Source organism: Streptomyces sp. NPDC041968 (genome assembly GCF_055589025.1).
On record NZ_JBVJCB010000017.1, the window covers coordinates 20,155 to 40,965 of the forward strand.

Genomic DNA, 20,811 nt, shown 5'->3' on the forward strand with positions numbered 1-20,811 from the left:
CCGGTGCGCGGGCAGGGGTGCCGGGAGCCGTCGCGGCCCCGGGCACCGCCCGCGCGGTCCCGCCTAGCGGAGCGCCTCCGCCACCTCCCGGGCCGCGTCCATCACCCGCGTCCCGACCCGCTCCGGCACCACCTCGGCCAGCATCACCACACCGACGCTGCCCTCGACGCCCGTGACCCCGAGCAGCGGCGCGGCGGCTCCGCAGGCGCCGGTCTCCAACTCTCCGTGGGTCAGGGTGTAGCCGGGCCCGTCCACCGCCTCACCGGCGGGCTGCGTCTGCTGCCGGGCGGACAGGATCGCCTTCCCGGCCGCTCCCCGCTCCAGCGGATGCCGGAACCCGGCCCGGTAGGCGACGTGGTAGTCGGTCCAGGTCGGTTCGACGACGGCCACGGCCAGTGCCTCCGCCCCGTCCACCAGCGTGAGATGGGCCGTGGCCCCGATGTCCTCGGCCAGCGAGCGCAGCGCCGGCATGGCCGCCTCGCGCACCAGCGGGTGCACCTGGCGGCCGAGCCCCAGCACGCCGAGTCCGACCCGGGCGCGTCCGCCCAGGTCACGGCGTACGAGCGCATGCTGTTCCAGCGTGGCGAGCAGCCGGTACACGACGGTCCGGTTCACGCCCAGTTTGTGGGATAGCTCGGTGACGGTCAGCCCGTGGTCCGTGTCGGCCAGCAGTTTGAGGACCCGCAGTCCCCGGTCGAGCGTCTGAGAGGTCTCCGCGGTCACGACGCCCACTCCTTCGTGGTGAGGTCGGCGGCCCTCCTCGCGGGTATGCGTCACCGAGTCCCGTCAGTGACGCGCTTCAGAGGCCGCCGATCGGCAGACGGCCCGGCGTTGCCCGGGCCCAGTCGCTTCACGGCTGCGCTCCGCGGCGGCGCTGCCACGGGGCGTGTGCGTAGCGGGACAGTAGCGACCAGGTTCGCTCAGCGGAAGGCTCCGTCCAGAATCCGGGCGGCGGCCCGTGGGGACTACCTGTGTTTGTCCCGATACGTACGGCGCACGGTGATCACCGCCCGAGCTCCGTCGCGTCGCCCCGGGCGTCACTTCATGCGCGTGGCCCACTCCTGCACCTTGGCGATGCGCTGGCGCAGCTGTCCCCCGGTGGCCTCGGCGCTGGGCGGGCCGCCGCAGACCCGGCGCAGCTCGGTGTGGATCACGCCGTGCGGCTTGCCGCTCTGGTGGACGTAGGCGCCGACCATGGTGTTGAGCTGCTTGCGCAGCTCCATGAGCTCCTTGTGGGAGACGACCGGGCGCCGCTCGGCGGGCATCTCGAGGAGGTCGGCCTCCTCGTCAGGCTTCCTGCGGCTGTGCGCGATCTGCCGTGCCTGCCGCTTCTGGAGCAGCAGCTGCACCTGGTCGGGCTCCAGCAGCCCCGGGATGCCGAGGTAGTCCTGCTCCTCCTCGCTGCCCGGGTGGGCCTGCATGCCGAACTCGGCGCCGTTGTACATCACCCGGTCGAAGACGGCCTCGGACTCCAGCGCCTCGAAGGAGAACTGCTCCTGTTCACCGGTGTCCTCGTCCTGCTCCCGGTTGGCCTCGTCCATCTCCTTCTCGGACTCGGCGTACGGGTCCTCCTCGCCCTCCTTCTTGGGCTTGTCGAGGACGTGGTCGCGCTCGCGCTCCATCTCGTTGGCGAAGGAGAGCAGGTCGGGCACGGTCGGCAGGAAGACGGAGGCCGTCTCGCCGCGCCGCCTGGACCGTACGAAACGGCCGACGGCCTGGGCGAAGAAGAGGGGGGTGGAGATGGTGGTGGCGTAGACACCGACCGCGAGGCGGGGGACGTCGACGCCCTCGGACACCATGCGGACGGCGACCATCCACCGGTCGGTGCTCCCGCTGAACGCGTCGATGTTCTTGGAGGCGCCGGTGTCGTCGGAGAGCACGACGGTGGCCTTGTCGCCGGTGATCTCGCGGATCAGCTTGGCGTAGGCGCGGGCGGAGTCCTGGTCGGCGGCGATGACGAGGGCACCGGCGTCCGGGATGGCCTTCCTGACCTCGGTGAGCCGCTGGTCGGCGGCGCGCAGCACGGCGGGCATCCACTCGCCGCGCGGGTCGAGGGCGGTGCGCCAGGCCTGGCTGACGGCGTCCTTGGTCATGGGTTCGCCGAGCCGGGCGGCGATCTCGTCGCCCGCCTTCGTCCGCCAGCGCATCTGGCCGCTGTAGCTCATGAAGATGACGGGACGCACGACGCCGTCGGCGAGCGCGGAGCCGTACCCGTAGGTGTAGTCGGCGGCGGAGCGCCGGATGCCGTCGTTGCCCTCCTCGTACGTGACGAAGGGGATCGGGTTGGTGTCCGAGCGGAACGGCGTACCGGTCAGGGCGAGCCGCCGGGTGGCCGGCTCGAACGCCTCCAGGCAGGCCTCGCCCCAGGACTTGGAGTCACCGGCGTGGTGGATCTCGTCGAGGATCACGAGGGTCTTGCGCTGCTCGACGCGGTTGCGGTGCAGCATGGGGCGCACGCCGACGCCGGCGTAGGTGATCGCGATGCCGTGGTACTCGCGGCTGAGCGGGCCCGCGCTGTACTCGGGGTCGAGCTTGATCCCTATCCGGGCCGCGGCCTCCGCCCACTGCTTCTTGAGGTGCTCGGTGGGCGCGACGACGGTGACCTGCTGCACGACGTGGTGGTGCAGCAGCCAGGACGCGAGCGTCAGGGCGAAGGTGGTCTTGCCGGCGCCGGGGGTGGCGACCGCGAGGAAGTCCCGGGGCTGCTCCTGGAGGTACTTCTCCATCGCCCCTTCCTGCCAGGCCCGCAGCTTGCTGGCGGTGCCCCAGGGGGCGCGGCCGGGGAAGGCCGGGGAGAGGTGGTGCGAGGTGCTGGAGCTGGCGGTGGTAGTCACGGTCTCCGAAGGGGGTAGAACGGCTCGGCCACGTATGACAACCGGGCCACCCTACCGGCGCCCCGATGCGATCGACGCGCGCACGGGGGCGGGTCGCCCCCGGGTGGGACGCACGTCACAACCGTCCCGCCCGCCACCCCGATCGCCGCGCGCTCACTTCGTCCGCACCCGCGTGGCCACCCACGCCCCCACCAGCGCCACGCCCGCCATCGGCAGGAACACCACCGCGAACGCGGCCGGGTGGGAGCCGGTCGCCTCGGTGGCCGCGTGGCTGACCGTGCCGCCGCCGAGGGCCGCGAAGGCGGCTCCCCCGGCCGACAGCAGGACGACGTTGGAGAGGCCGTCGGAGATCTGGAGGGCGGCGGAGTTGCTGCCCGCCTCCTGCGGGGCGGAGAGCTTGAGCAGGAGGACGCTGGTGGAGGAGATCACCAGGCCCATGCCGAAGCAGCCGAAGCCCCAGGCGACGGCCACCGTCCAGGCGGGTACGGCGTCGATCAGCACGCTCGGCGCCGTGGCGATGGCCGCGGCCACCAGCACCATGCCGAGGGCCATCAGGCGCTCGCGGTACGCCTCGAGACGTGTCCGGGACTGGACCCACGAGCCCAGGGCCCAGGTGGCCCCGCCCGCGGCCAGCGAGAATCCGGCCATCGTGGGGCTGAGCCCCCGCTGGGTGACCAGCATCAGCGGGACGAAGGACTCGGCGGCGATGAAGGCGCCCGCGGCGACACCGCGCAGCAGGACGACGGAGGGCAGGCCGCGCACCGCCCGGTAGGTGCCGCGGGGCAGCAGCCCGAGCACGGCCGGGACGAGCAGCGCCACCCCCACCGCGCCGGGCAGCAGCGCGGACCAGCGCAGGTCCTGGGCGGCGTACTGGAGCAGGCCGGCGCCCAGCGAGATGGCCAGGGCGAGCCGGATGCGGCGGCGGTCGAAGGAGCCCGGCGCGTCCGCCCCGCCCACGGCGCCGGACGCCCGGCTGCGTATCTGCGGCAGCGCGAGGGCCAGCGGGAACACCACCAGCACCGGGATGCCGACGAACACCCAGCGCCACCCCAGGTGCTCGGTCACCGCTCCGGAGGCGAGCGGGCCCACGATCGACGGGACGACCCAGCCCGCCGCGAAGGCCGCCATGATCGCGGGCCGCAGCCGCTCGGGGTAGGCCCGCCCGACGACGACGTACAGCGCGACGATCACCAGCCCGCCGCCCAGGCCCTGCACCGCCCGCCCCAGGATGAACAGCCACATCGCCCCGGCCGTCCCGGAGAGCACCAGCCCGACCGCGAAGGCCGCGATCCCGCAGGTCAGCGGCGCCAGCGGGCCCCGCCGGTCGGACCACTGGCCGGAGAGCACCATCCCGAACAGGCTCGTCGTGAAGTACCCCGAGAACGCGAAAGCGTAGAGCGACACCCCGTCCAGCTCCCGCGCCGCCACCGGCATCGCCGTACCGACCGCCGTCGCCTCGAAGGCGATGAGCACGACGACGGAGACGATGCCGATGCTCAGCGCCCGGTAGGCGCGGCTCAGCACGGTCTCGCCGGGCGGCGTGGTGTGGGCGGCGGGCACGGTGGTGATCGCGACGTCGGTGTCGCGGGGCTCAGGGACGGTCATGGACGCCAGAGTAAGGGCCACAGGCCACTTTGACCCCTGTCGGAAGTCGGTACCGGACCGGGACCTCGGTCGTACGCCCCGCCCGCCCCGCCGGGCCGTTCGTGAACGGCGTGTGGCAGTCGCGTTGCGGCGGTCCCGGACGCCTTGAGCCGCTCCCCCGCGCCGCTCTACGGTCGGATCACCGGGTTCGGCGCGGGTCCGCACCGAACCCGGAACACGGCCGTGTGCCCGAGTGGTTCAGGGGCTCGCCTGCAAAGCGAGTTACGCGGGTTCGAATCCCGCCACGGCCTCCGGAGCGGCTGCGCGGCGCAGCAGCCACAGGGTGAAGACGAGGGTCGAGACGTCCGGGGTGAGGGGGCGCAGGCTCGCGGTGCACGGGTGCCAGGTCAGGACGGTGCCCGTGGGTCCGTCCACGACCACGTCGCTGCCGTCGGGCAGGCGGCCCAGTCGGACGAGGTGGCCGGCCGCCCCGGTCGGGACGGCGTGCCCGTAGTGCTCCGCCAGGGTCGGCAGCGCCATCCCGTCGTCGTCCGTCGCGAGCGGGAACGCGTCCTCCGGCAGTCCCGTCTCCCGCAGGAAGCGGCGGGTGGGCTCGTGGGTGAGGACCGGCGGGAAGTCGATGTCCTCGAAGCGGGCCACGCGGCCCCGGCCGAACTCACGGACCAGCAGCCGGTACGGCAGGTCCAGGGCCAGGCCCGACGCCGGACGACGGCCCGCCGACAGGACCAGGCAGCCGATCACCGCCGCCGACGTCCACAACAGCGGCGTACCGCGCTCCGAGCGCTCCGCGGTCGCGCCGCACGGCAGCGCCCGCGCCGTCCTCCTCGCCCGCGCCGTCGTGTCCTGCGTCGTGACCCCGTGCATCGTCTCCCCCGAGTGTGCGTGAGTGGCCGTGTGCGGTGGGAGCGGCAGTCGTGCCCACCGCTCCGCAGCCTACGGGCCACCACTGACAGCGCCCCGGCCCGCCGGACGCGCCCGTCCCTCGGGTAGGACGCGTCCCGCGGTCGACGCGTTGCCTCACGCGCGCGGGGACGTCAGGTCCCCGTCACCACCGCGGCCTGCGGCCGGATCGGCAGGCGGTTCACCGGGCGTCCCGTGGCCGCGCGCACGGCGGAGGCGACGGCCGCCGGGGAGGCCACCACCGGCACCGCGCTGACCGACTTGGCGCCGAAGGGGGCGACCACGTCGCGCTCCTCGACGAGCTTCACGATCCGGATGTCGGGGGCGTCCAGCGCGGTCGGCAGGGCGTAGCCGGTCAGGTCGGGGTGGCGGACCAGGCCGCGCGGGGTGCGCAGGTTCTCGGTCAGCGCGATGCCGACGCCCTGGGTGACGCCCGCCTCGATCCGGGCGGTCAGCTGGGCCGGGTTCAGCACCCGTCCCACGTCCTGGGCGACGGCCAGTTCCACGACCCGTACCGAGCCGATCTCGATGTCGACGTCCACCACCGCGCGGATCGCGCAGAACGACATGCCGACGAAGGCGTCGCCCTGTCCCGCCTCGTCCAGCGGCTCGGTCGGGTGCGGGCGGCACTGGGCGGTCGCCCACAGCTCCTTGCCCTCCAACGCCTCGGCCACCGTGGTGGACAGCACGCCGTCGTACGAGGTGATCTTGCCGTCGGCGATCTGGAGCAGCTCGGTCGACATCCCGAACTGGTGCGCCAGGGGCTGGAGGAGCTGGGTGCGGACCATCTTGGCGGCCCGCTCCACCGCGCCGCCCGACACCCAGGTGTGCCGGCCGCGGCAGCCGGCGCCGGCCGGCGGCTGGTCGGTGTCGACGGGCGCCACGTGCACCTCGTCCACGCCGAGGGTCTCCTGCACGATCTGCCGGGCGAGCGTGGTGAAGCCCTGACCGGTCTCCACCGCCGCGCACAGCACCGTCGCCACGCCTCCCTGGACCTTGACGGTGGCCGTGGAGACCTCGTCCGCGCCCTCCGCGCCCAGCATGTGCACCATGCCGATGCCGTAGCCCACACCCCGGCGCACCGCGCCCGGTTCGCCCGCGCCCTCGGGGCCGCCGGGCAGCAGCCACTCGTCCTCGGGGGTGTCCTTGGGCAGCGCGGGGAGGGGGAAGTCGCGGACGGCCTGGAGGAGTTCGGCGACCGGGGCGGGGCACGTGACCGTCTGGCCGGTGGGGAGCACGTCGCCGGTGGCCAGGACGTTGCGCAGGCGCACCTCGGCCGGGTCCAGGCCGAGCTTCTTGGCGACCTTGTCCATCTGGGCCTCGTAGGCGGCGCACACCTGCATGGCGCCCTCGCCGCGGACATGGCCGGACGGCGGGTTGTTGGTGCGCACCGCCCAGCCCTCGATGAAGGCGTTCGGGACGACGTAGGGGCCGCAGGCGAAGGCCACCGCGGCGGCCAGGGCCTCGGCGGAGGTGTCGGCGTAGGCGCCCGCGTCGAGCAAAATCTGCGCCTCGACCTTCACCACCCGGCCCTCGGCGTCCGCGTGGTGGCGGTAGCGCAGGAGGGTGGGGTGCCGGTGGACGTGGCCGAGGAAGGACTCCTCGCGCGTGGCGGTCAGTTTCACCGGGCAGCCGGTCTTCAGCGCCAGCAGGCCGAGCGGCAGCTGGAAGCCCTGGTCCTCGCGGTCGGCGGTGGCGCCGGGCACGCCGGTGACGACGATCTTCACCTGTTCGGGTGTCAGGCCGTAGCAGGCCGCGGCCGTGTCGCGGTCGCGGTGCGGGTCGGTGGAGGCCAGGTACAGCTCCACACCACCGTCGGGACGCGGCACCGCGAGGCCCGCCTCGGCACCGATCGGGGCCGGGTCCTGGCGGCCGATGCGGTACAGGCCCTCGACGACGACCTCGCCGGCCGCCTCGGGGTCCCCGTGCCGCAGCGGGATGTGCCGGATCAGGTTGCCATCGGGGTGCAGCGGCTCGGCCTCGAAGGCCTGCTCGGGGTCGGTCACCGGGTCGAGCACCTCGTACTCCACGATGACGGCGGCGGCGGCCATCCGCGCGGTGTCCGGATGGTCGGCGGCGACGGCGGCCAGGGGCTCGCCGTGGTGGCGTACGACCTCGGAGGCGAACACCGGGCGGTCGGCCCGGCCGCGTCCGTGCAGGGCGGTGCCGGGCACGTCCTCGTGCGTGACGACCGCGCGGACGCCGGGCATCTCGCGCGCGTGGGTGGTGTCGATGGACACGATGCGCGCGTGCGGGTGCGGTGAACGCAGGACGGCCGCCCACAGCAGGCCCTCGGCCCACAGGTCGGCGGCGTAGGGGAAGGTGCCCTCCGTCTTGGCGCGCGCGTCGGCGGGCGGCAGGGAGGCGCCGAGGCCGTGCGGGATCGGCTCGGGGACGGGAGGCGCCTCGGCGGTTCCCGCGGCCTCCGCAGTCGCGGCGTCGTTGCTCACGCGTGGCCTCCGTCCTGACCGTAGGTCCGGTCGTCCTGACCGTAGGGCTGATCGCCCTGGCCGTAGGGCTGATCGCCCTGCCCGTAGGTCCGGTCGCCCTGCCCGTAGGTGTGGTCGCCCTGACCGTGGGCCTGGCCGTCCCGGTCGTAGGGCCCGTCGTGCGGTTCGTGGGGGTGCGTGTCCGGCGTCCCGGGCGGTCCCTGGGACCCGAACGCCGACGGGTTGACGCCGCCCGCGCCCGGACCCGCCTGGTGCGGGATGCGCGGCTCGTCGGCGTCCGCGGCGGTCGTCTCCGCGGCGGAGTGCGCCTCGCGTTCGGCGACGACCTCCTTGACCGCCTCCAGGACGCCCCGGTAGCCGGAGCAGCGGCACAGGTTGCCGCACAGGGCCTGCCGGGCCTCCAGCTCGGTCGGCGCCGGGTTGCCCTCCAGGAGGTTGTGCACGGTCATCGCCATGCCCGGCACGCAGAAGCCGCACTGGACGGCGCCCCGCCGGGCGAGCGCACGCTGCACGTCCGACGGCTGCCCGTCGGCGGCCAGGCCCTCGACCGTACGCACCTCGCTGCCCGCGGCGGTCACGGACGGGACCAGGCAGGAGGCGACCAGCCGCCCGTCGACCTGCACGTTGCAGGCGCCGCACTCGCCCTGCGAGCAGCCGTCCTTGGCGCCCGCCAGACCGAGCCGCTCGCGCAGCACGTACAGCAGCGACTCGCCGATCCAGGCGTCGGTGACGGGCCGGTCGGCACCGTTGACGCGCAGCACGTACGAGGCGAGGGGGTGCTCCTCCTGCGGGCCCGCGGGAGGCGGCTCCCCGGACGCGGCCGGGCCGCCCGGGGCGTCGGTGTGGGACGTCTCCACCGGCTCGGGACGGGCTTCCGGCTCCTGTTCCGGCTCCCGCTCCCCCGCCTCCTCCGGCGCGGCTTCCGAGGGCGGGCCCGCCACGGGCTCCTCGGCGGCCTCCGGGCTGGATTCGGCATCCGCACCCTCGGATTCCCGCTCCGGGGCCTCTGAGGGGCCCTCAGCGGCCTCCGCGGCCCCTCGACGCCCGTCGGCCGGGGCCTCGTCGGGCGCCTGGACCGGGTGCGGCGCCGGGTGCCCGGCCGCGGCGACGCTTTCCGGGGGCGGTTCCTCGGTGTACGGCCCGACGGCGGGCCCGGGTGCGGGGCTGGGGGCCGACGGCGCCTCGGGCGGCTGCTCGGCGGCCGGGGTGCCCTGTGCGGCGCGGTCGTCCCACGGCTGTCCGGCCGGCTGCGGTGCCCAGGGCGCGGGGGCGCCGCCGGGCAGGGTGGCCGGTGCGGTACCGCCCCACTGCTCGGCCAGGGAGGACGTGGTGAACTCCCCCGACTCGTCCGGCAGCTCGCCGTCGGCGACGGGGATGGACCACTGCCCGGTCACGTCCTGGCCGGGCGCGGGCGCCGCGCCCCCGTCCGCGGCGGCCTCGGGGAAGTCCCACTGGCCGGTGGCGCCGGGCCGGTAGGCGAACCGGTCGCCCTGCCCGGCGTGCGCGTCGTACCGCGCCGCCTGCCCGTACGGGTCCTGCTGCGGGTACGGGGCGGCGTACTCCGGGTGCCCGGCGTGCTCCGGCTGCCCAGGGTGCCCCTGACCGCCGTGCCCCTGATCACCGTGTCCCTGACCGCCCTGCTGGGCGCCGCCCTGCTGCGCACCCGTGTCCGGATGGCCCCACTGGGTGCCGTCGACGGGCGCCGAGGGCATCGTCCAGGTGCCGGTGGCCGCCGGGTCGGTGCCGGCGGTGGTGGCGGGCGCCACCGTTATCTGCGGCGGCACGTAGCCGTGCCCGGGCGCGGCGAGCGGGCTGTCGGCGGAGGCCAGGAGGGCGTCCACACCGCCCTCGGGGAGCTTCACGAAGGCGGTGGCGCCGTCGTCGTAGTCCCCCTGGGGCAGCGGGTCCCAGCGTCCACCGCTCGGGGGCGTGCCCTGTCCGTGCCGGTCGTCGTGCTGGTCGTCGGTCACGACAGCGCCCTCCCCAGTGCTCGTCGGGCCAGCGCGGCGACGGTGCGCCGCAGGTGCAGTACGGCCGGCGGGAGCTGCGGTACGGAACCGTCCTCGGCCGGGGCCGCGTCGGGGATGCAGGCGGCGGCGACGTACTCGCCGAAGGCGCTCAGCGCCTCCGGGACGATCGCGCGGCCGTTGTCCCAGTCGATGAGGGAGGCCACCCACTGCTCGGCCTCCAGGGGGCGCAGCGGCATCGGCGCGATGGCGCCGACGGCGCACCGCACGCCGCGCCGGGCCGGGTCGAGGACCAGCGCCACCGAGGCCATCGCGCGGCCGGGGCCGGTCCGGCCGGTCGCCTTCAGGAAGACCTGCGGGGCGTGCAGCAGCGGCACGCGCACGTAGCCGATGAGCTCGCCCGCGCGGAGCAGCTCCATGCCCGCCAGCAGGTGCGAGACCGGCATCTCCCGCCGGGCGCCGTCCGCGCCCGCGATGATCAGCGTCGCCTCCAGCGCGGCGAGCACCGGCAGCGCGTCACCGGTGGGGGCGGCCGAGGCGATGTTGCCGCCCAGGGTGCCCGCGTTGCGGATCTGCGGCGGTCCGGCGGCGCGCGCGGCGGCGGCCAGGGCCGGGATCAGCGCGGCGAAGTCGGGGCGGCCCATGCGGGCGTGTGTGAGTCCCGCGCCGAGCAGTGCGTGACCGTCCTGGTACTGCCAGCCGCGGATCTCGCTGATGCGGCCGAGTCCCACCAGTGCGGCGGGCCTGAGCTGCCCGGAGTTGACGGCGGCCATCAGGTCGGTGCCGCCCGCCACCGGCACGGCGGCGGGCACGGCGGCCAGGGCCGCCACGGCCTCGTCCAGTGTCGTGGGCAGCGTGACGGCCTGCGCCGCCTGCGGTGCGTGCGTGGTCAAACCGACTGCCCCTTCCCGCTGTCCCACCTGGTCTCGCCCATGTGGCCGTACGGTACGACCTGACAGGGCGGACGTGGCAACTCTGGCACATCTTCGCAGGGCCCGAACGCGGGGGTCCGCTAGGAGGCATTCGCCCACCTCGTCGGCGAAATGGACCGTTTTCCTACGAGATCCACGCTGATCGGACGAGAATCGCGACTGTTCGATATCAGCGAGGTGGGCCGGAGTTGCCAGTGTTGGGGAGCGTTTCGAGGTGTTTCGCCTACTTGTTGGGCGGCGGCCCGTCGATCGGCCGGCCGAGCACGCCGGGCCGCCGCTGCCAGGGCAGCGGACCACCGGGCGGCCGGTAGGCGACGCCCAGGGCGTCAAGTCGCCGGTAGTGGGCCGCCATCCGCCGCTCGAAATCGTCGAAGTCCCGGTCCGCCGGGGCGGGCAGTTCGCTCCAGGCCACCTCGGCGAACGCGGCGAGCCTCGGGAACAGCTGGTAGTCGACGCGTCCCTGGTTCTCCATCACCTCGCTCCAGGCGTTCGCCTGGGTGCCGAGCACGTGTCCGGCCTCGTCCGGCGTCAGCTCCGCCGGAACCGGTTCGAACCGGTAGACGTCCTCCAGGGTGCGCACGAAGCCGATCGGCACGGGCTCGTCCTCGCCCGGGTGCTGCCGGTGGTCCAGGTACACCTGCTGCTCGGGGCACATCACGACGTCGTGCCCCGCGCGCGCGGCGGCGACCCCGCCCGCGTACCCGCGCCAGGAGGAGACGGCCGCGCCCTCGGCGAGTCCGCCCTCCAGGATCTCGTCCCAGCCGATGAGCCGGCGTCCGCGTGCGGTGAGCCAGGTGTCGAAGTGCCGGATGAACCAGGACTGGAGTCCGTCCTCGTCGGCGAGTCCGAGTTCCCCGATGCGCGCCTGCGCGGTGGCCGAGCGCCGCCACTGGTCCTTCGGGCATTCGTCGCCGCCGACGTGGATGAACGCGGAGGGGAAGAGCTCCAGCAGTTCCTCGAACACGCCCTCGTAGAACCGCAGGGTGGTGTCGGTGGGGGCGAGGACGTTCTCGCTGATGCCCCAGGTGTCCCACACCGTGAGGGACGCGGTGTCGACGAGGTCGGTGTTGCCGAGTTCCGGATAGGCGGCGATGGCGGCCTGCGAGTGTCCGGGAACGTCGATCTCGGGGACGACGGTGATGTGCCGTTCGGCGGCGTAGGCGACGATCTCCCGGATGTCGTCCTGGGTGTAGTAGCCCCCGTGGGGTTTGTCCTCCCACAACGGCGAGGCCCGGTGGCCGTACTTGGTGCGGGACCGCCAGGAGCCGGTCTCGGTGAGCTTCGGGTGGCGCTTGATCTCGACACGCCAGCCCTGGTCGTCCGTCAGGTGGAAGTGCAGAACGTTGAGTTTGTGCGCCGCCATCAGGTCCAGGTACCGCAGGACGCCATCCTTGGGCATGAAGTGCCGGGCCACGTCCAGCATCAGGCCCCGCCAGCCGAAGCGGGGCGCGTCCTCGATCCGGACCAGGGGCAGCCGCCACCGGCGGCCGGGCAGCGGGGCGCGCCGGAAGGCGTCCGGGCCGAGCAGTTGGCGCAGCGTCTGGGCGCCCCAGAAGAGGCCGGCCGGACCCCCGCCCGCGAGGTCCACGCCGGCCGGGGTGACGACGAGGCGGTACCCCTCGGCGGCCAGTCCGCCGTCCAGGGACAGCCGGACGGTGTCGTCGCCCCCCGCTCCGGGCGCGAGGGGCAGGCCGGTGGCGGCGCCCAGGGTGGCGCGCAGCCAGCGCTCGGTGTCCTCGGTGCCCTCGCCCGCCACCACCGAGGTGCCCGGACCGAGTTCGAAGGATCCGCCGTCGGGGCGGGTCAGCCGGCGTGGCTGGGGGATCGTGTCCATCACGTCAGTCCTTCACCGCTCCGCCGAGGCCGGAGACGAGTCGTCGTTGCACGAGTACGAAGAAGACCAGCACCGGAATCGTCATCACGGTGGAGCCGGCCATCACCCCGCCCCAGTCGGGGTCGTCCGGCTTGTAGAAGACCAGCAGCGCCATCGGCAGCGTCGACTGGGAGGTGTCGCTGATGATGAACGACTTGGCGAACAGGAAATCGTTCCAGGTCGAGATGAAGGAGAAGACGCTGGTGGCCACGAGCCCCGGGAAGACCAGGGGGAAAAGGATCTGCCACAGGAATCGCGCCCGGCTCGCCCCGTCGATGTAGGCGGCCTCCTCAAGGGCCTCGGGAACGGCTTTGACGAAACCCCTCAGCATCCAGATCGCGAACGGCAGCGAGAAGGCGATGTGGGGCAGGATCAGCGACCCGAGCGTGTTCAGCTGCCCGAAGTCCCGCATGAGGAAGAACAGCGGGATGGTGAGGGCCTCCACGGGCACCATCTGGGCCACCAGGAACATGATCAGCAGGGTGGTCCGGAAACGGAACCGGAAACGCGTCACCGCCGTCGCCGCGAGGAACGCGATCAGTGCCGAGGCGATCACCACGGTGCCCGCCACGAGGAGGCTGTTGAGGAAATAGCGGCCGAATTCCTGCTGCCCGAAGACCCGCCGGAAGGAGTCCAGCGAGGGCTCCAGGGTCCACGGCCGCGGTGCGTCCGACTCGATCTCCCCGGCCGGTTTGAAGGCGCTCAGCACCATCCAGTACAGCGGGAAGGCCACCACGACGGCGATCAGCAGGGCCGAGGCCTCGGCCGCCAGCCGCCACGGACGGCGCACACGCGCGCGCACGAGATTCACAGCTCCTCCCCCTGGCGGCGCAGCAACCGCAGGTAGACCAGTGTCACGGCGAGCAGGATCAGCAGCATGACGACGCCGATCGCGGAGCCGAGGCTGTACTCCGAGGACGCGAACGCCTTCTGGTAGGCGTAGACGTTGAGGACGAGGTTCTGGCCGGCGATGCCGCCGCCGTTCGTCATGACGTAGATCTGGGTGAAGACCTTGAAGTCCCAGATGACCGACTGGATGGTGACGACCACCAGGATCGGCCGGAGCATCGGGGCGAGGACCGAGCGCCAGATGCGCCACTGCGAGGCGCCGTCCAGCGCGGCGGCCTCCAGCACCTCGGCGGGGACGGCCCGGATACCGGCGTAGACGGTGACCATGACGAACGGGAAGGAGCACCAGACCACTTCGAGCAGGACCAGGGCGAAGGCGCTGAAGCGCCCGTACGTCCAGGAGTGGTCGCCGAGGCCCAGCATCCGGTTGACCGGACCGAAGTCCGGGTCGAAGAGCAGCAGCCACACCGTCGACCCGGTGACCGCGGGGGTCGCCCACGCGCCGAGGGCGGCGAGCATCAGCGCGAGCCGCGGCAGGGCGCGCACCCGGGTGAGGAGCACGGCGAGGGCGCACCCGACGGCCAGCGTGGAGACCACGCAGGCCGCGGCGAACACGACGGTGGCGAGCAGCACCCGCCAGAACTCGCCGTCCCCGAACAGCTCGGCGTAGTTGCCGAACCCCTGGAAGGTGGTCGGTTCACCGCCGGAGACCTGGGCCTGCGTGTACTCCAGGAAGGAGATCAGCCCGAGCTGGTAGACGGGGTAGACGAGCAGGCCGCCGAGGACGACGAGGGCGGGCGCGAGATAGAGCCAGGGGGTGCCGGCAGCGCCCCGAGAGGGGCGCGGGGAACTGCGCGACGAGCCACCACGCCGCCGCACCGGCGGACGCACCGCGCCCTCCGAGCGGGAAGACGCCCCACTCATCCGGCGGAGCCGAACGCCGCGTCCATCTTCTCGGCGGCATCGCGAACGGCAGCGCTCACGTCCTTCTTGCCGCTGACCACCTCCTGGAACATGGTCGGCAGCACCAGCGAGGAGTCGATCGTCGCCCAGGCCGCCGAGGCCGGCACGAACTTCGTGCCCGCGGCGAGGGTGTCGACGAACGGCTTCACGAACGGCTCCTCGGCCGCCACCTGCTGCCGCACGTCCGTGTAGGTCGGCAGGAAGCCCATCGCGTCGAACAGCTCGCCCTGCGCCCGCTTGGACGCGAGCCGCTTCATCAGATCGACGGCGAGGGTGCGGTGGGAGGTGCTCTTGAGGACGCCGATGTTGTTGCCGCCCGCGAAGGCCGGTGCGATCGAGCCGGGTTCGACCCCGGGCAGCGGCACGACCGCGTACTTGCCCTTCACCTTCCCGGCCTCCACGGCCTGGTGGCTGAAGTCGCCGCCGATCGCCATGGCCGCCTTGCCCGAGGCGAAGGCGGTGACGGTGTCGTTGCCGCCCATGCCGGCGCACTTGGCGGCGGGGCAGTTGTCGTCGCCGAAGAGGGAGGTGTACGCCTCGACGCCCTTCCGGGCGGCGGCGCTGTCGAGGGCCGAGGCGTACGAACCGCCCTTGCCGGTCGCGAGTTCGCCGCCGTGGGCCCAGAGGAAGGGCATCGCGCCGTAGGTGTAGGCGCCGCCGACCGCGATGCCGTAGAGGTCGGGCTTGGCGGCCCGGACCTGCTTCGCGGTGGACGCCAGTTCCTCCAGCGACCTGGGGGCTTCGAGGCCGAGTTCGTCGAAGACGTCGGTGCGGTAGTACAGGGCGCGGACGCCGACGAAGTAGGGGGCGCCGTAGACCTTGCCGTCGACGGTGACCGACTGCCGGGCGGTGGGGTCGGTGTCCTTGGCCTCGTCCCAGGCGTCGAACTCCTCGGTGACGTCCGCGAGTCCGCCGTCCTTGACATAGCCGGCGGTGTCGGTGTTGCCGTACTCGATGACGTCGGGGGCGCTGTCGGGGTCGTTGAAGGCGGCCTTGATGCGCTGGGCGCGGGTCTCGACGGGGATGTACTCGACGTCGACCTCCGTTCCCTCGTGCGCCTTCTCGAAGTCGGCCAGGACCGCGTCGACGACCTTCTGCTTGGGCTTGGTGTCGACCTCCTGGAAGAGCCAGACCCGTAGCGTGCCGCTCTTCTCGTCCTTGCCGGAGGAGGAGTTGTCGGAGGTCTGGGGGGCGCAGGCGGTCGCGGTGACGGCGACCGCGGCCAGCAGTACGGCCAGGCGGGGGGCGAGCTTCATGGAGTGGTCCTCCGGACGTGCGTTGCAACATATGCAATGACGGTTTCGCTCTGCACAACACCCCGGAGGTTATGGAGTACAGGAACCTGTCCACAAGAGGTCTCCACCACTTCGTGACACGCGACGGCCCCCGGAGTGCGCGCGGGCGCACTCCGGGGGCCGTCGGAACGTCGGGCCGGGAGGTCTGCTACTTCTTGTCGCCGCCCTTGCCGCCCTTGCCCTCGTCCCCGCCGCCGCTCATGGACTCGTAGATCTCCTTGCACATGGGGCAGACCGGGTACTTCTTCGGGTCGCGCCCCGGTACCCAGACCTTGCCGCACAGCGCCACGACGGGGGTGCCGTCGAGGGCGCTCGCCATGATCTTGTCCTTCTGGACGTAATGGGCGAAGCGCTCGTGGTCACCGTCGCCGTGGGACACCTGCGGCGTCGGCTCTACGAGGGTCCCCGTACCAGTCCCGCGCTCGGGCTCGAGAGTGCTCATGAGTGCCAGGGTACTGAAAGCCGGGGTTCCGTAGCCCACACGGACCGGCCGGGACAGCGAGGCGTGGACCGGCGGGGCCGGATCAGTTGAGCGAGGGGTCGTCCGGGTAGGTCGCCACCATCGCCAGGTCGCCCCGCTGACGGCGCAGGACCTCCCGCCACAGCCGCTCGGGCACCGGACACGACACGTCGCCGGGCTCCGACTCGACCACGTACCAGGCACCCTCCTCCAGCTCGCCCTCCAGCTGCCCGGGGCCCCAGCCCGCGTACCCGGCGAAGATCCGCAGGGCGCCCACGGCCGGGGCCAGCAGCTCCGGCGGCGCCTCCAGGTCCACCAGACCGATCGCGCCGTGCACCCGCCGCCAGCCCAGCGGCGCCCGCTCGCCGGACGTCCCGCCGGGGACGACGGCGACGCCCAGCGCCGAGTCGAGCGACACCGGGCCGCCCTGGAAGACCACGCCGGGTTCGCCGGCGAGATCGGCCCAGCCCTCCAGGATGTCGCCCACGTCGACGGGCGTCGGCCGGTTGAGGACGACACCGAGGGAGCCCTCCTCGTCGTGGTCGAGGAGGAGCACCACCGCACGCTCGAAGTTCGGGTCCGCAAGGGCGGGCGTTGCCACGAGCAGCCGCCCCGTGAGCGAGGACACCTCGGTCATGCCAGACATGATCCCGCATGTTCCCCTCCCGTGGGGAGGCAATCGGAGGCACGGGGGTGAACACGTACCCCGCGCGCGCCCCTCGGTCGTGACCCCCCGTGTGCGCCGGGGAACACCGCGTGTTGTGACAAACCCATGACGTCGGTCGGCCGTGCGCGGACTTACTCGGCTGGGGTACAAGGCGATTACCCTTTCCCTTCTGGCCCCTGCCCGAACCCCACGGAACGCGAGATTCATGACCGTCAACGGCGCTGATGACGTACTGCTTGTCCACGGCGGAACCCCGCTCGAGGGCGAGATCCGGGTCCGCGGTGCGAAGAACCTCGTGCCGAAGGCGATGGTGGCCGCCCTGCTGGGCAGTGCGCCGAGCCGGCTGCGCAATGTGCCGGACATCCGCGACGTGCGGGTCGTACGCGGACTGCTGCAACTGCACGGGGTGACCGTCCGTCCCGGTGAGGAGCCCGGCGAGCTGGTGCTCGACCCCTCGCACGTGGAGAGCGCGAACGTCGCCGACATCGATGCCCACGCGGGCTCGTCGCGCATCCCGATCCTGTTCTGCGGCCCGCTGCTGCACCGCCTCGGGCACGCCTTCATCCCCGGCCTCGGCGGCTGCGACATCGGCGGCCGGCCCATCGACTTCCACTTCGAGGTGCTGCGCCAGTTCGGCGCGAAGATCGAGAAGCGCGCGGACGGCCAGTACCTGGAGGCCCCGCAGCGGCTGCGCGGCACGAAGATCCGGCTGCCGTACCCGTCCGTCGGCGCCACCGAGCAGGTGCTGCTGACGGCCGTGCTGGCCGAGGGCGTCACGGAGCTGTCCAACGCCGCCGTGGAGCCGGAGATCGAGGACCTGATCTGCGTCCTGCAGAAAATGGGCGCGATCATCGCGATGGACACCGACCGCACCATCCGCATCACCGGTGTGGACGAGCTGGGCGGCTACACCCACCGCGCCCTCTCGGACCGCCTGGAGGCCGCCTCCTGGGCCTCCGCGGCGCTGGCGACCGAGGGCAACGTCTACGTGCGCGGCGCCCAGCAGCGCTCGATGATGACGTTCCTCAACACCTACCGGAAGGTGGGCGGCGCCTTCGAGATCGACGACGAGGGCATCCGCTTCTGGCACCCGGGCGGCCGGCTGAAGTCCATCGCCCTGGAGACGGACGTGCACCCCGGCTTCCAGACGGACTGGCAGCAGCCCCTGGTGGTCGCCCTGACCCAGGCCACGGGCCTGTCCATCGTCCACGAGACGGTCTACGAGTCCCGTCTCGGCTTCACCTCCGCGCTCAACCAGATGGGCGCCCACATCCAGCTCTACCGCGAGTGCCTCGGCGGCTCCGACTGCCGCTTCGGCCAGCGCAACTTCCTGCACTCGGCGGTCGTCTCCGGACCGACCAAGCTGGAGGGCGCCGACCTGGTCATCCCCGACCTGCGCGGCGGCTTCTCCTACCTCATCGCCGCCCTCGCGGCCCAGGGCACCTCCCGGGTCCACGGCATCGACCTGATCAACCGGGGCTACGAGAACTTCATGGACAAGCTCATGGAGCTGGGAGCCAAGGTGGAGCTGCCGGGCAAGGCGCTCGGCTAGCCCGCCACCGCACCGACGCCGATGGGGCGGTCACCCAAGTCCGGGTGACCGCCCCATCGGCGTTGTGCTGTGCGCCCCGGAAGGGGCGCGGGGTACTGCGCGACCGGCCCCACACGGCCCGCGGCCGCAGGACGACCCGTACACCGTGCGAACGGCCCGCGCAGAACCCGGCGCTCGAAGCGGAGCGCTTACTTACCCTTGGCGGCTTCCTTGAGCTTGGAGCCCGCGGAGACCTTGACGCTGTAGCCGGCCGGGATCTGGATCGGCTCGCCGGTCTGCGGGTTGCGGGCGGTGCGAGCGGCACGGTGCGTGCGCTCGAAGGTCAGGAAGCCGGGGATGGTGACCTTCTCGTCGCCCTTGGAGACGATGTCGCCGACGACGTCGGCGAACGCGGCCAGCACGGCGTCGGCGTCCTTGCGGGTCACCTCGGCGCGGTCGGCCAGCGCGGCCACCAGCTCACTGCGGTTCATGTTGTTACTCCCGTGTTCTTCTTGCCGTTGAGGCGTGCCACGCGGCGGAGCCGCATGTTGGGCACAGCGATGCCGATGCTGCCAGGGGCCTCGGACACTCCCCGGACCCGGGTCGGTCGTCAGACCCTCGCGCCCAGGGAGGCATCCTGCCTCCACCTGCGGCGGTAAAGCCAATCCGGCACCCCCAGGAGTCGTGAGAACACCCTTGGGAGTCACACGATGAGAGGGCCTGAGCCTTGCGCCACCCTAGAGGGCGATCCGAGGCCGTCCGTTCCGCGACGCGCCGGTGGGGCGGCCCGCCGTGATGATCCTCACCACCACGCCACAGGCCGCCTGCCCGCGTCCGGGGAAACTACGCCACCACCCCGGCGGCCTTCGCCGCCTCGCGCACGGCGCCCGCGACGGCACCGGCGACCTTGTCGTTGAAGACGCTGGGGATGATGTAGTTCGGGTTGATCTCGTCCTCGGTCACCACGTCCGCGAGGGCGTGCGCGGCGGCCAGCATCATCTCGGTGTTGACCGTGCGGGACTGGGCGTCCAGCAGACCGCGGAAGACGCCCGGGAAGACCAGCACGTTGTTGATCTGGTTCGGGAAGTCCGAGCGGCCGGTGGCGACGACGGCCGCGGTCTGCCGGGCGATCGCCGGGTCGACCTCGGGGTCGGGGTTCGCGAGCGCGAACACGATCGCGCCGTCCGCCATGGCCGCCACGTCCTCGCCGTCCAGGACGTTCGGTGCGGAGACGCCGATGAAGACGTCCGCGCCGTGCACGGCCTCCTTCAGGGTGCCGGTGAGGCCCTCGGGGTTGGTGTTGTCGGCGATCCAGCGCAGCGCCGACTCGGGCGCGGCGTCGACCAGGTCCGCGCGGCCGGAGTGCACCACGCCGTGGATGTCGGCGACGACGGCGTTCTTCACGCCCGCGGCCAGCAGCAGCTTCAGGATGGCCGTACCGGCGGCGCCGGCGCCGGACATGACGACCCGGACGTTCTGGATCGGCTTGTCGACGACGCGCAGGGCGTTGGTCAGGGCCGCGAGGACGACGATCGCGGTGCCGTGCTGGTCGTCGTGGAAGACCGGGATGTCCAGGGCCTCGCGCAGCCGGGCCTCGATCTCGAAGCAGCGGGGGGCGGAGATGTCCTCCAGGTTGATGCCGGCGAAGCCCGGGGCGATGGCCTTGACGATCTCGACGATCGCGTCGGTGTCCTGCGTGTCCAGGCAGATCGGCCAGGCGTCGATGCCGGCGAAGCGCTTGAAGAGGGCCGCCTTGCCCTCCATCACGGGCAGCGCGGCCTTGGGACCGATGTTGCCGAGGCCCAGCACCGCCGAGCCGTCCGTCACGACCGCAACGGAGTTGCGCTTGATGGTCAGGCGGCGGGCGTCCTCGGGGTTCTCGGCGATCGCCATGCAGACGCGGGCCACGCCGGGCGTGTAGATCATGGAGAGGTCGTCACGGTTGCGGATGGGGTGCTTGGACGCCATCTCGATCTTGCCGCCGAGGTGCATCAGGAAGGTACGGTCGGAGACCTTGCCCAGGCTGACGCCCTCGATGCCCCGCAGCTGCTCCACGATCTCGTCGGCGTGGGCGGTCGAACCGGCGGCGATGGTGACGTCGATGCGGAGCTTGTCGTGGCCGGAGGCCGTGACGTCGAGGCCGGTGACGGAGCCGCCGGCGGACTCCACCGCGGTGGTGAGCTGCGAGACCGCGGTCCCGCCCGCGGGCACCTCCAGTCGGACCGTCATCGAGTAGGAGACGCTGGGCGCCGTTGCCATGGCCGACTTCCTCTGCTTTCACCGTGTAGCTGCGTTGTGCCGTCCGATCGTCGCACCTACCACCGAGTACGTGGTAGCCGCCCCGGATTGCGAACTTTGAGTTCGCGCGCCGTTCCCGCACCGGAGGGCGACACTTTCGGAAAACGACTTCCACCATACGAGAAGTCGGGCCCGTACGGAAGGGGGAACCCGAAGCGGCGCCCGGGTCCGCGAAAGAACCCGCGGG

16 protein-coding genes and 1 tRNA gene are annotated in these 20,811 nt (G+C 72.7%); 2 read left to right on the forward strand and 15 right to left on the reverse strand.

Features of this window, described 5'->3' with window-relative positions; genetic code table 11:
* Positions 1–63: 63 nt before the first annotated feature.
* The 3 genes from ACZ6EG_RS31590 to ACZ6EG_RS31600 form a co-directional block, all read right to left on the reverse strand.
* A complete protein-coding gene (locus tag ACZ6EG_RS31590; RefSeq protein ID WP_383640130.1) occupies positions 64–723 on the reverse strand; it encodes an IclR family transcriptional regulator in 660 nt (219 codons plus the stop codon).
* A 314-nt stretch (positions 724–1,037) separates the two neighbouring features.
* Positions 1,038–2,834 (reverse strand): DEAD/DEAH box helicase, encoded by a 1,797-nt coding sequence (locus ACZ6EG_RS31595; protein WP_383640127.1) that lies wholly within the window; start codon positions 2,832–2,834, stop codon positions 1,038–1,040.
* 153 nt (positions 2,835–2,987) lie between these two features.
* On the reverse strand, positions 2,988–4,439 hold the full coding sequence (locus ACZ6EG_RS31600) for an MFS transporter (protein WP_469609799.1): 1,452 nt from the start codon (positions 4,437–4,439) through the stop codon (positions 2,988–2,990).
* Between the two features lie 218 nt (positions 4,440–4,657).
* Between ACZ6EG_RS31600 and ACZ6EG_RS31605 the strand changes: the two genes are divergently transcribed.
* Positions 4,658–4,729, forward strand: a tRNA-Cys gene (locus ACZ6EG_RS31605).
* Here the strand turns inward: ACZ6EG_RS31605 and ACZ6EG_RS31610 are convergent.
* From ACZ6EG_RS31610 to ACZ6EG_RS31655, 10 genes are all read right to left on the reverse strand, one after another.
* Positions 4,701–5,303: an SUKH-4 family immunity protein gene (locus tag ACZ6EG_RS31610; protein WP_391968217.1), complete on the reverse strand. Its 603-nt coding sequence runs from the start codon at positions 5,301–5,303 to the stop codon at positions 4,701–4,703. The two genes, ACZ6EG_RS31605 and ACZ6EG_RS31610, sit on opposite strands and share 29 nt — an antisense overlap.
* A 170-nt stretch (positions 5,304–5,473) precedes the next feature.
* Entirely contained in the window at positions 5,474–7,789 is a 2,316-nt protein-coding gene (locus ACZ6EG_RS31615) for a xanthine dehydrogenase family protein molybdopterin-binding subunit (RefSeq protein ID WP_391968218.1), read from the reverse strand.
* The gene (locus ACZ6EG_RS31620; protein ID WP_391968219.1) at positions 7,786–9,759 is read right to left on the reverse strand and encodes a 2Fe-2S iron-sulfur cluster-binding protein; all 1,974 of its coding nucleotides are present in this window, start codon (positions 9,757–9,759) and stop codon (positions 7,786–7,788) included. The genes ACZ6EG_RS31615 and ACZ6EG_RS31620 overlap by 4 nt, the downstream gene beginning before the upstream one ends.
* On the reverse strand, positions 9,756–10,649 hold the full coding sequence (locus tag ACZ6EG_RS31625; RefSeq protein WP_053131793.1) for an FAD binding domain-containing protein: 894 nt from the start codon (positions 10,647–10,649) through the stop codon (positions 9,756–9,758). The genes ACZ6EG_RS31620 and ACZ6EG_RS31625 overlap by 4 nt, the downstream gene beginning before the upstream one ends.
* Before the next feature lie 262 nt (positions 10,650–10,911).
* The gene (locus ACZ6EG_RS31630; RefSeq protein ID WP_469609805.1) at positions 10,912–12,522 is read right to left on the reverse strand and encodes a beta-N-acetylhexosaminidase; all 1,611 of its coding nucleotides are present in this window, start codon (positions 12,520–12,522) and stop codon (positions 10,912–10,914) included.
* Positions 12,523–12,526: 4 nt separating this feature from the next.
* Complete coding sequence (locus tag ACZ6EG_RS31635; protein WP_361011141.1) at positions 12,527–13,372, reverse strand: carbohydrate ABC transporter permease; 846 nt, start codon at positions 13,370–13,372, stop codon at positions 12,527–12,529.
* Entirely contained in the window at positions 13,369–14,334 is a 966-nt protein-coding gene (locus ACZ6EG_RS31640; RefSeq protein WP_391968221.1) for a carbohydrate ABC transporter permease, read from the reverse strand. Before ACZ6EG_RS31640 ends, ACZ6EG_RS31635 begins: the two co-directional genes overlap by 4 nt.
* Positions 14,331–15,629: an extracellular solute-binding protein gene (locus ACZ6EG_RS31645; protein WP_469609810.1), complete on the reverse strand. Its 1,299-nt coding sequence runs from the start codon at positions 15,627–15,629 to the stop codon at positions 14,331–14,333. The genes ACZ6EG_RS31640 and ACZ6EG_RS31645 overlap by 4 nt, the downstream gene beginning before the upstream one ends.
* 187 nt (positions 15,630–15,816) lie before the next feature.
* Complete coding sequence (locus tag ACZ6EG_RS31650) at positions 15,817–16,110, reverse strand: DUF3039 domain-containing protein (protein WP_162492103.1); 294 nt, start codon at positions 16,108–16,110, stop codon at positions 15,817–15,819.
* An 82-nt stretch (positions 16,111–16,192) separates the two neighbouring features.
* Positions 16,193–16,765, reverse strand: a complete 573-nt coding sequence (locus ACZ6EG_RS31655; protein ID WP_391968223.1) for a YqgE/AlgH family protein — start codon at positions 16,763–16,765, stop codon at positions 16,193–16,195.
* 235 nt (positions 16,766–17,000) lie between these two features.
* Between ACZ6EG_RS31655 and murA the strand changes: the two genes are divergently transcribed.
* The gene (gene murA / locus ACZ6EG_RS31660) at positions 17,001–18,347 is read left to right on the forward strand and encodes a UDP-N-acetylglucosamine 1-carboxyvinyltransferase (RefSeq protein WP_053131822.1); all 1,347 of its coding nucleotides are present in this window, start codon (positions 17,001–17,003) and stop codon (positions 18,345–18,347) included.
* Between the two features lie 188 nt (positions 18,348–18,535).
* On the opposite strand, the gene ACZ6EG_RS31665 is transcribed toward murA, so the two are convergent.
* Complete coding sequence (locus tag ACZ6EG_RS31665) at positions 18,536–18,817, reverse strand: HU family DNA-binding protein (RefSeq protein WP_003990598.1); 282 nt, start codon at positions 18,815–18,817, stop codon at positions 18,536–18,538.
* Between the two features lie 352 nt (positions 18,818–19,169).
* Positions 19,170–20,585 (reverse strand): NAD-dependent malic enzyme, encoded by a 1,416-nt coding sequence (locus ACZ6EG_RS31670; RefSeq protein ID WP_391968224.1) that lies wholly within the window; start codon positions 20,583–20,585, stop codon positions 19,170–19,172.
* Between the last annotated feature and the right edge of the window lie 226 nt (positions 20,586–20,811).

What these genes read in the sequence shown, in the direction of transcription:
- ACZ6EG_RS31630 (WP_469609805.1), bottom strand. Translation starts at nt 12,522, where the DNA reads ATGGACACGATCCCCCAGCCACGCCGGCTGACCCGCCCCGACGGCGGA.
- ACZ6EG_RS31610 (WP_391968217.1), bottom strand. Translation starts at nt 5,303, where the DNA reads ATGCACGGGGTCACGACGCAGGACACGACGGCGCGGGCGAGGAGGACG.
- ACZ6EG_RS31600 (WP_469609799.1), bottom strand. Translation starts at nt 4,439, where the DNA reads ATGACCGTCCCTGAGCCCCGCGACACCGACGTCGCGATCACCACCGTG.
- ACZ6EG_RS31650 (WP_162492103.1), bottom strand. Translation starts at nt 16,110, where the DNA reads ATGAGCACTCTCGAGCCCGAGCGCGGGACTGGTACGGGGACCCTCGTA.
- murA (WP_053131822.1), top strand. Translation starts at nt 17,001, where the DNA reads ATGACCGTCAACGGCGCTGATGACGTACTGCTTGTCCACGGCGGAACC.
- ACZ6EG_RS31665 (WP_003990598.1), bottom strand. Translation starts at nt 18,817, where the DNA reads ATGAACCGCAGTGAGCTGGTGGCCGCGCTGGCCGACCGCGCCGAGGTG.
- ACZ6EG_RS31640 (WP_391968221.1), bottom strand. Translation starts at nt 14,334, where the DNA reads ATGAGTGGGGCGTCTTCCCGCTCGGAGGGCGCGGTGCGTCCGCCGGTG.
- ACZ6EG_RS31645 (WP_469609810.1), bottom strand. Translation starts at nt 15,629, where the DNA reads ATGAAGCTCGCCCCCCGCCTGGCCGTACTGCTGGCCGCGGTCGCCGTC.
- ACZ6EG_RS31670 (WP_391968224.1), bottom strand. Translation starts at nt 20,585, where the DNA reads ATGGCAACGGCGCCCAGCGTCTCCTACTCGATGACGGTCCGACTGGAG.
- ACZ6EG_RS31655 (WP_391968223.1), bottom strand. Translation starts at nt 16,765, where the DNA reads ATGACCGAGGTGTCCTCGCTCACGGGGCGGCTGCTCGTGGCAACGCCC.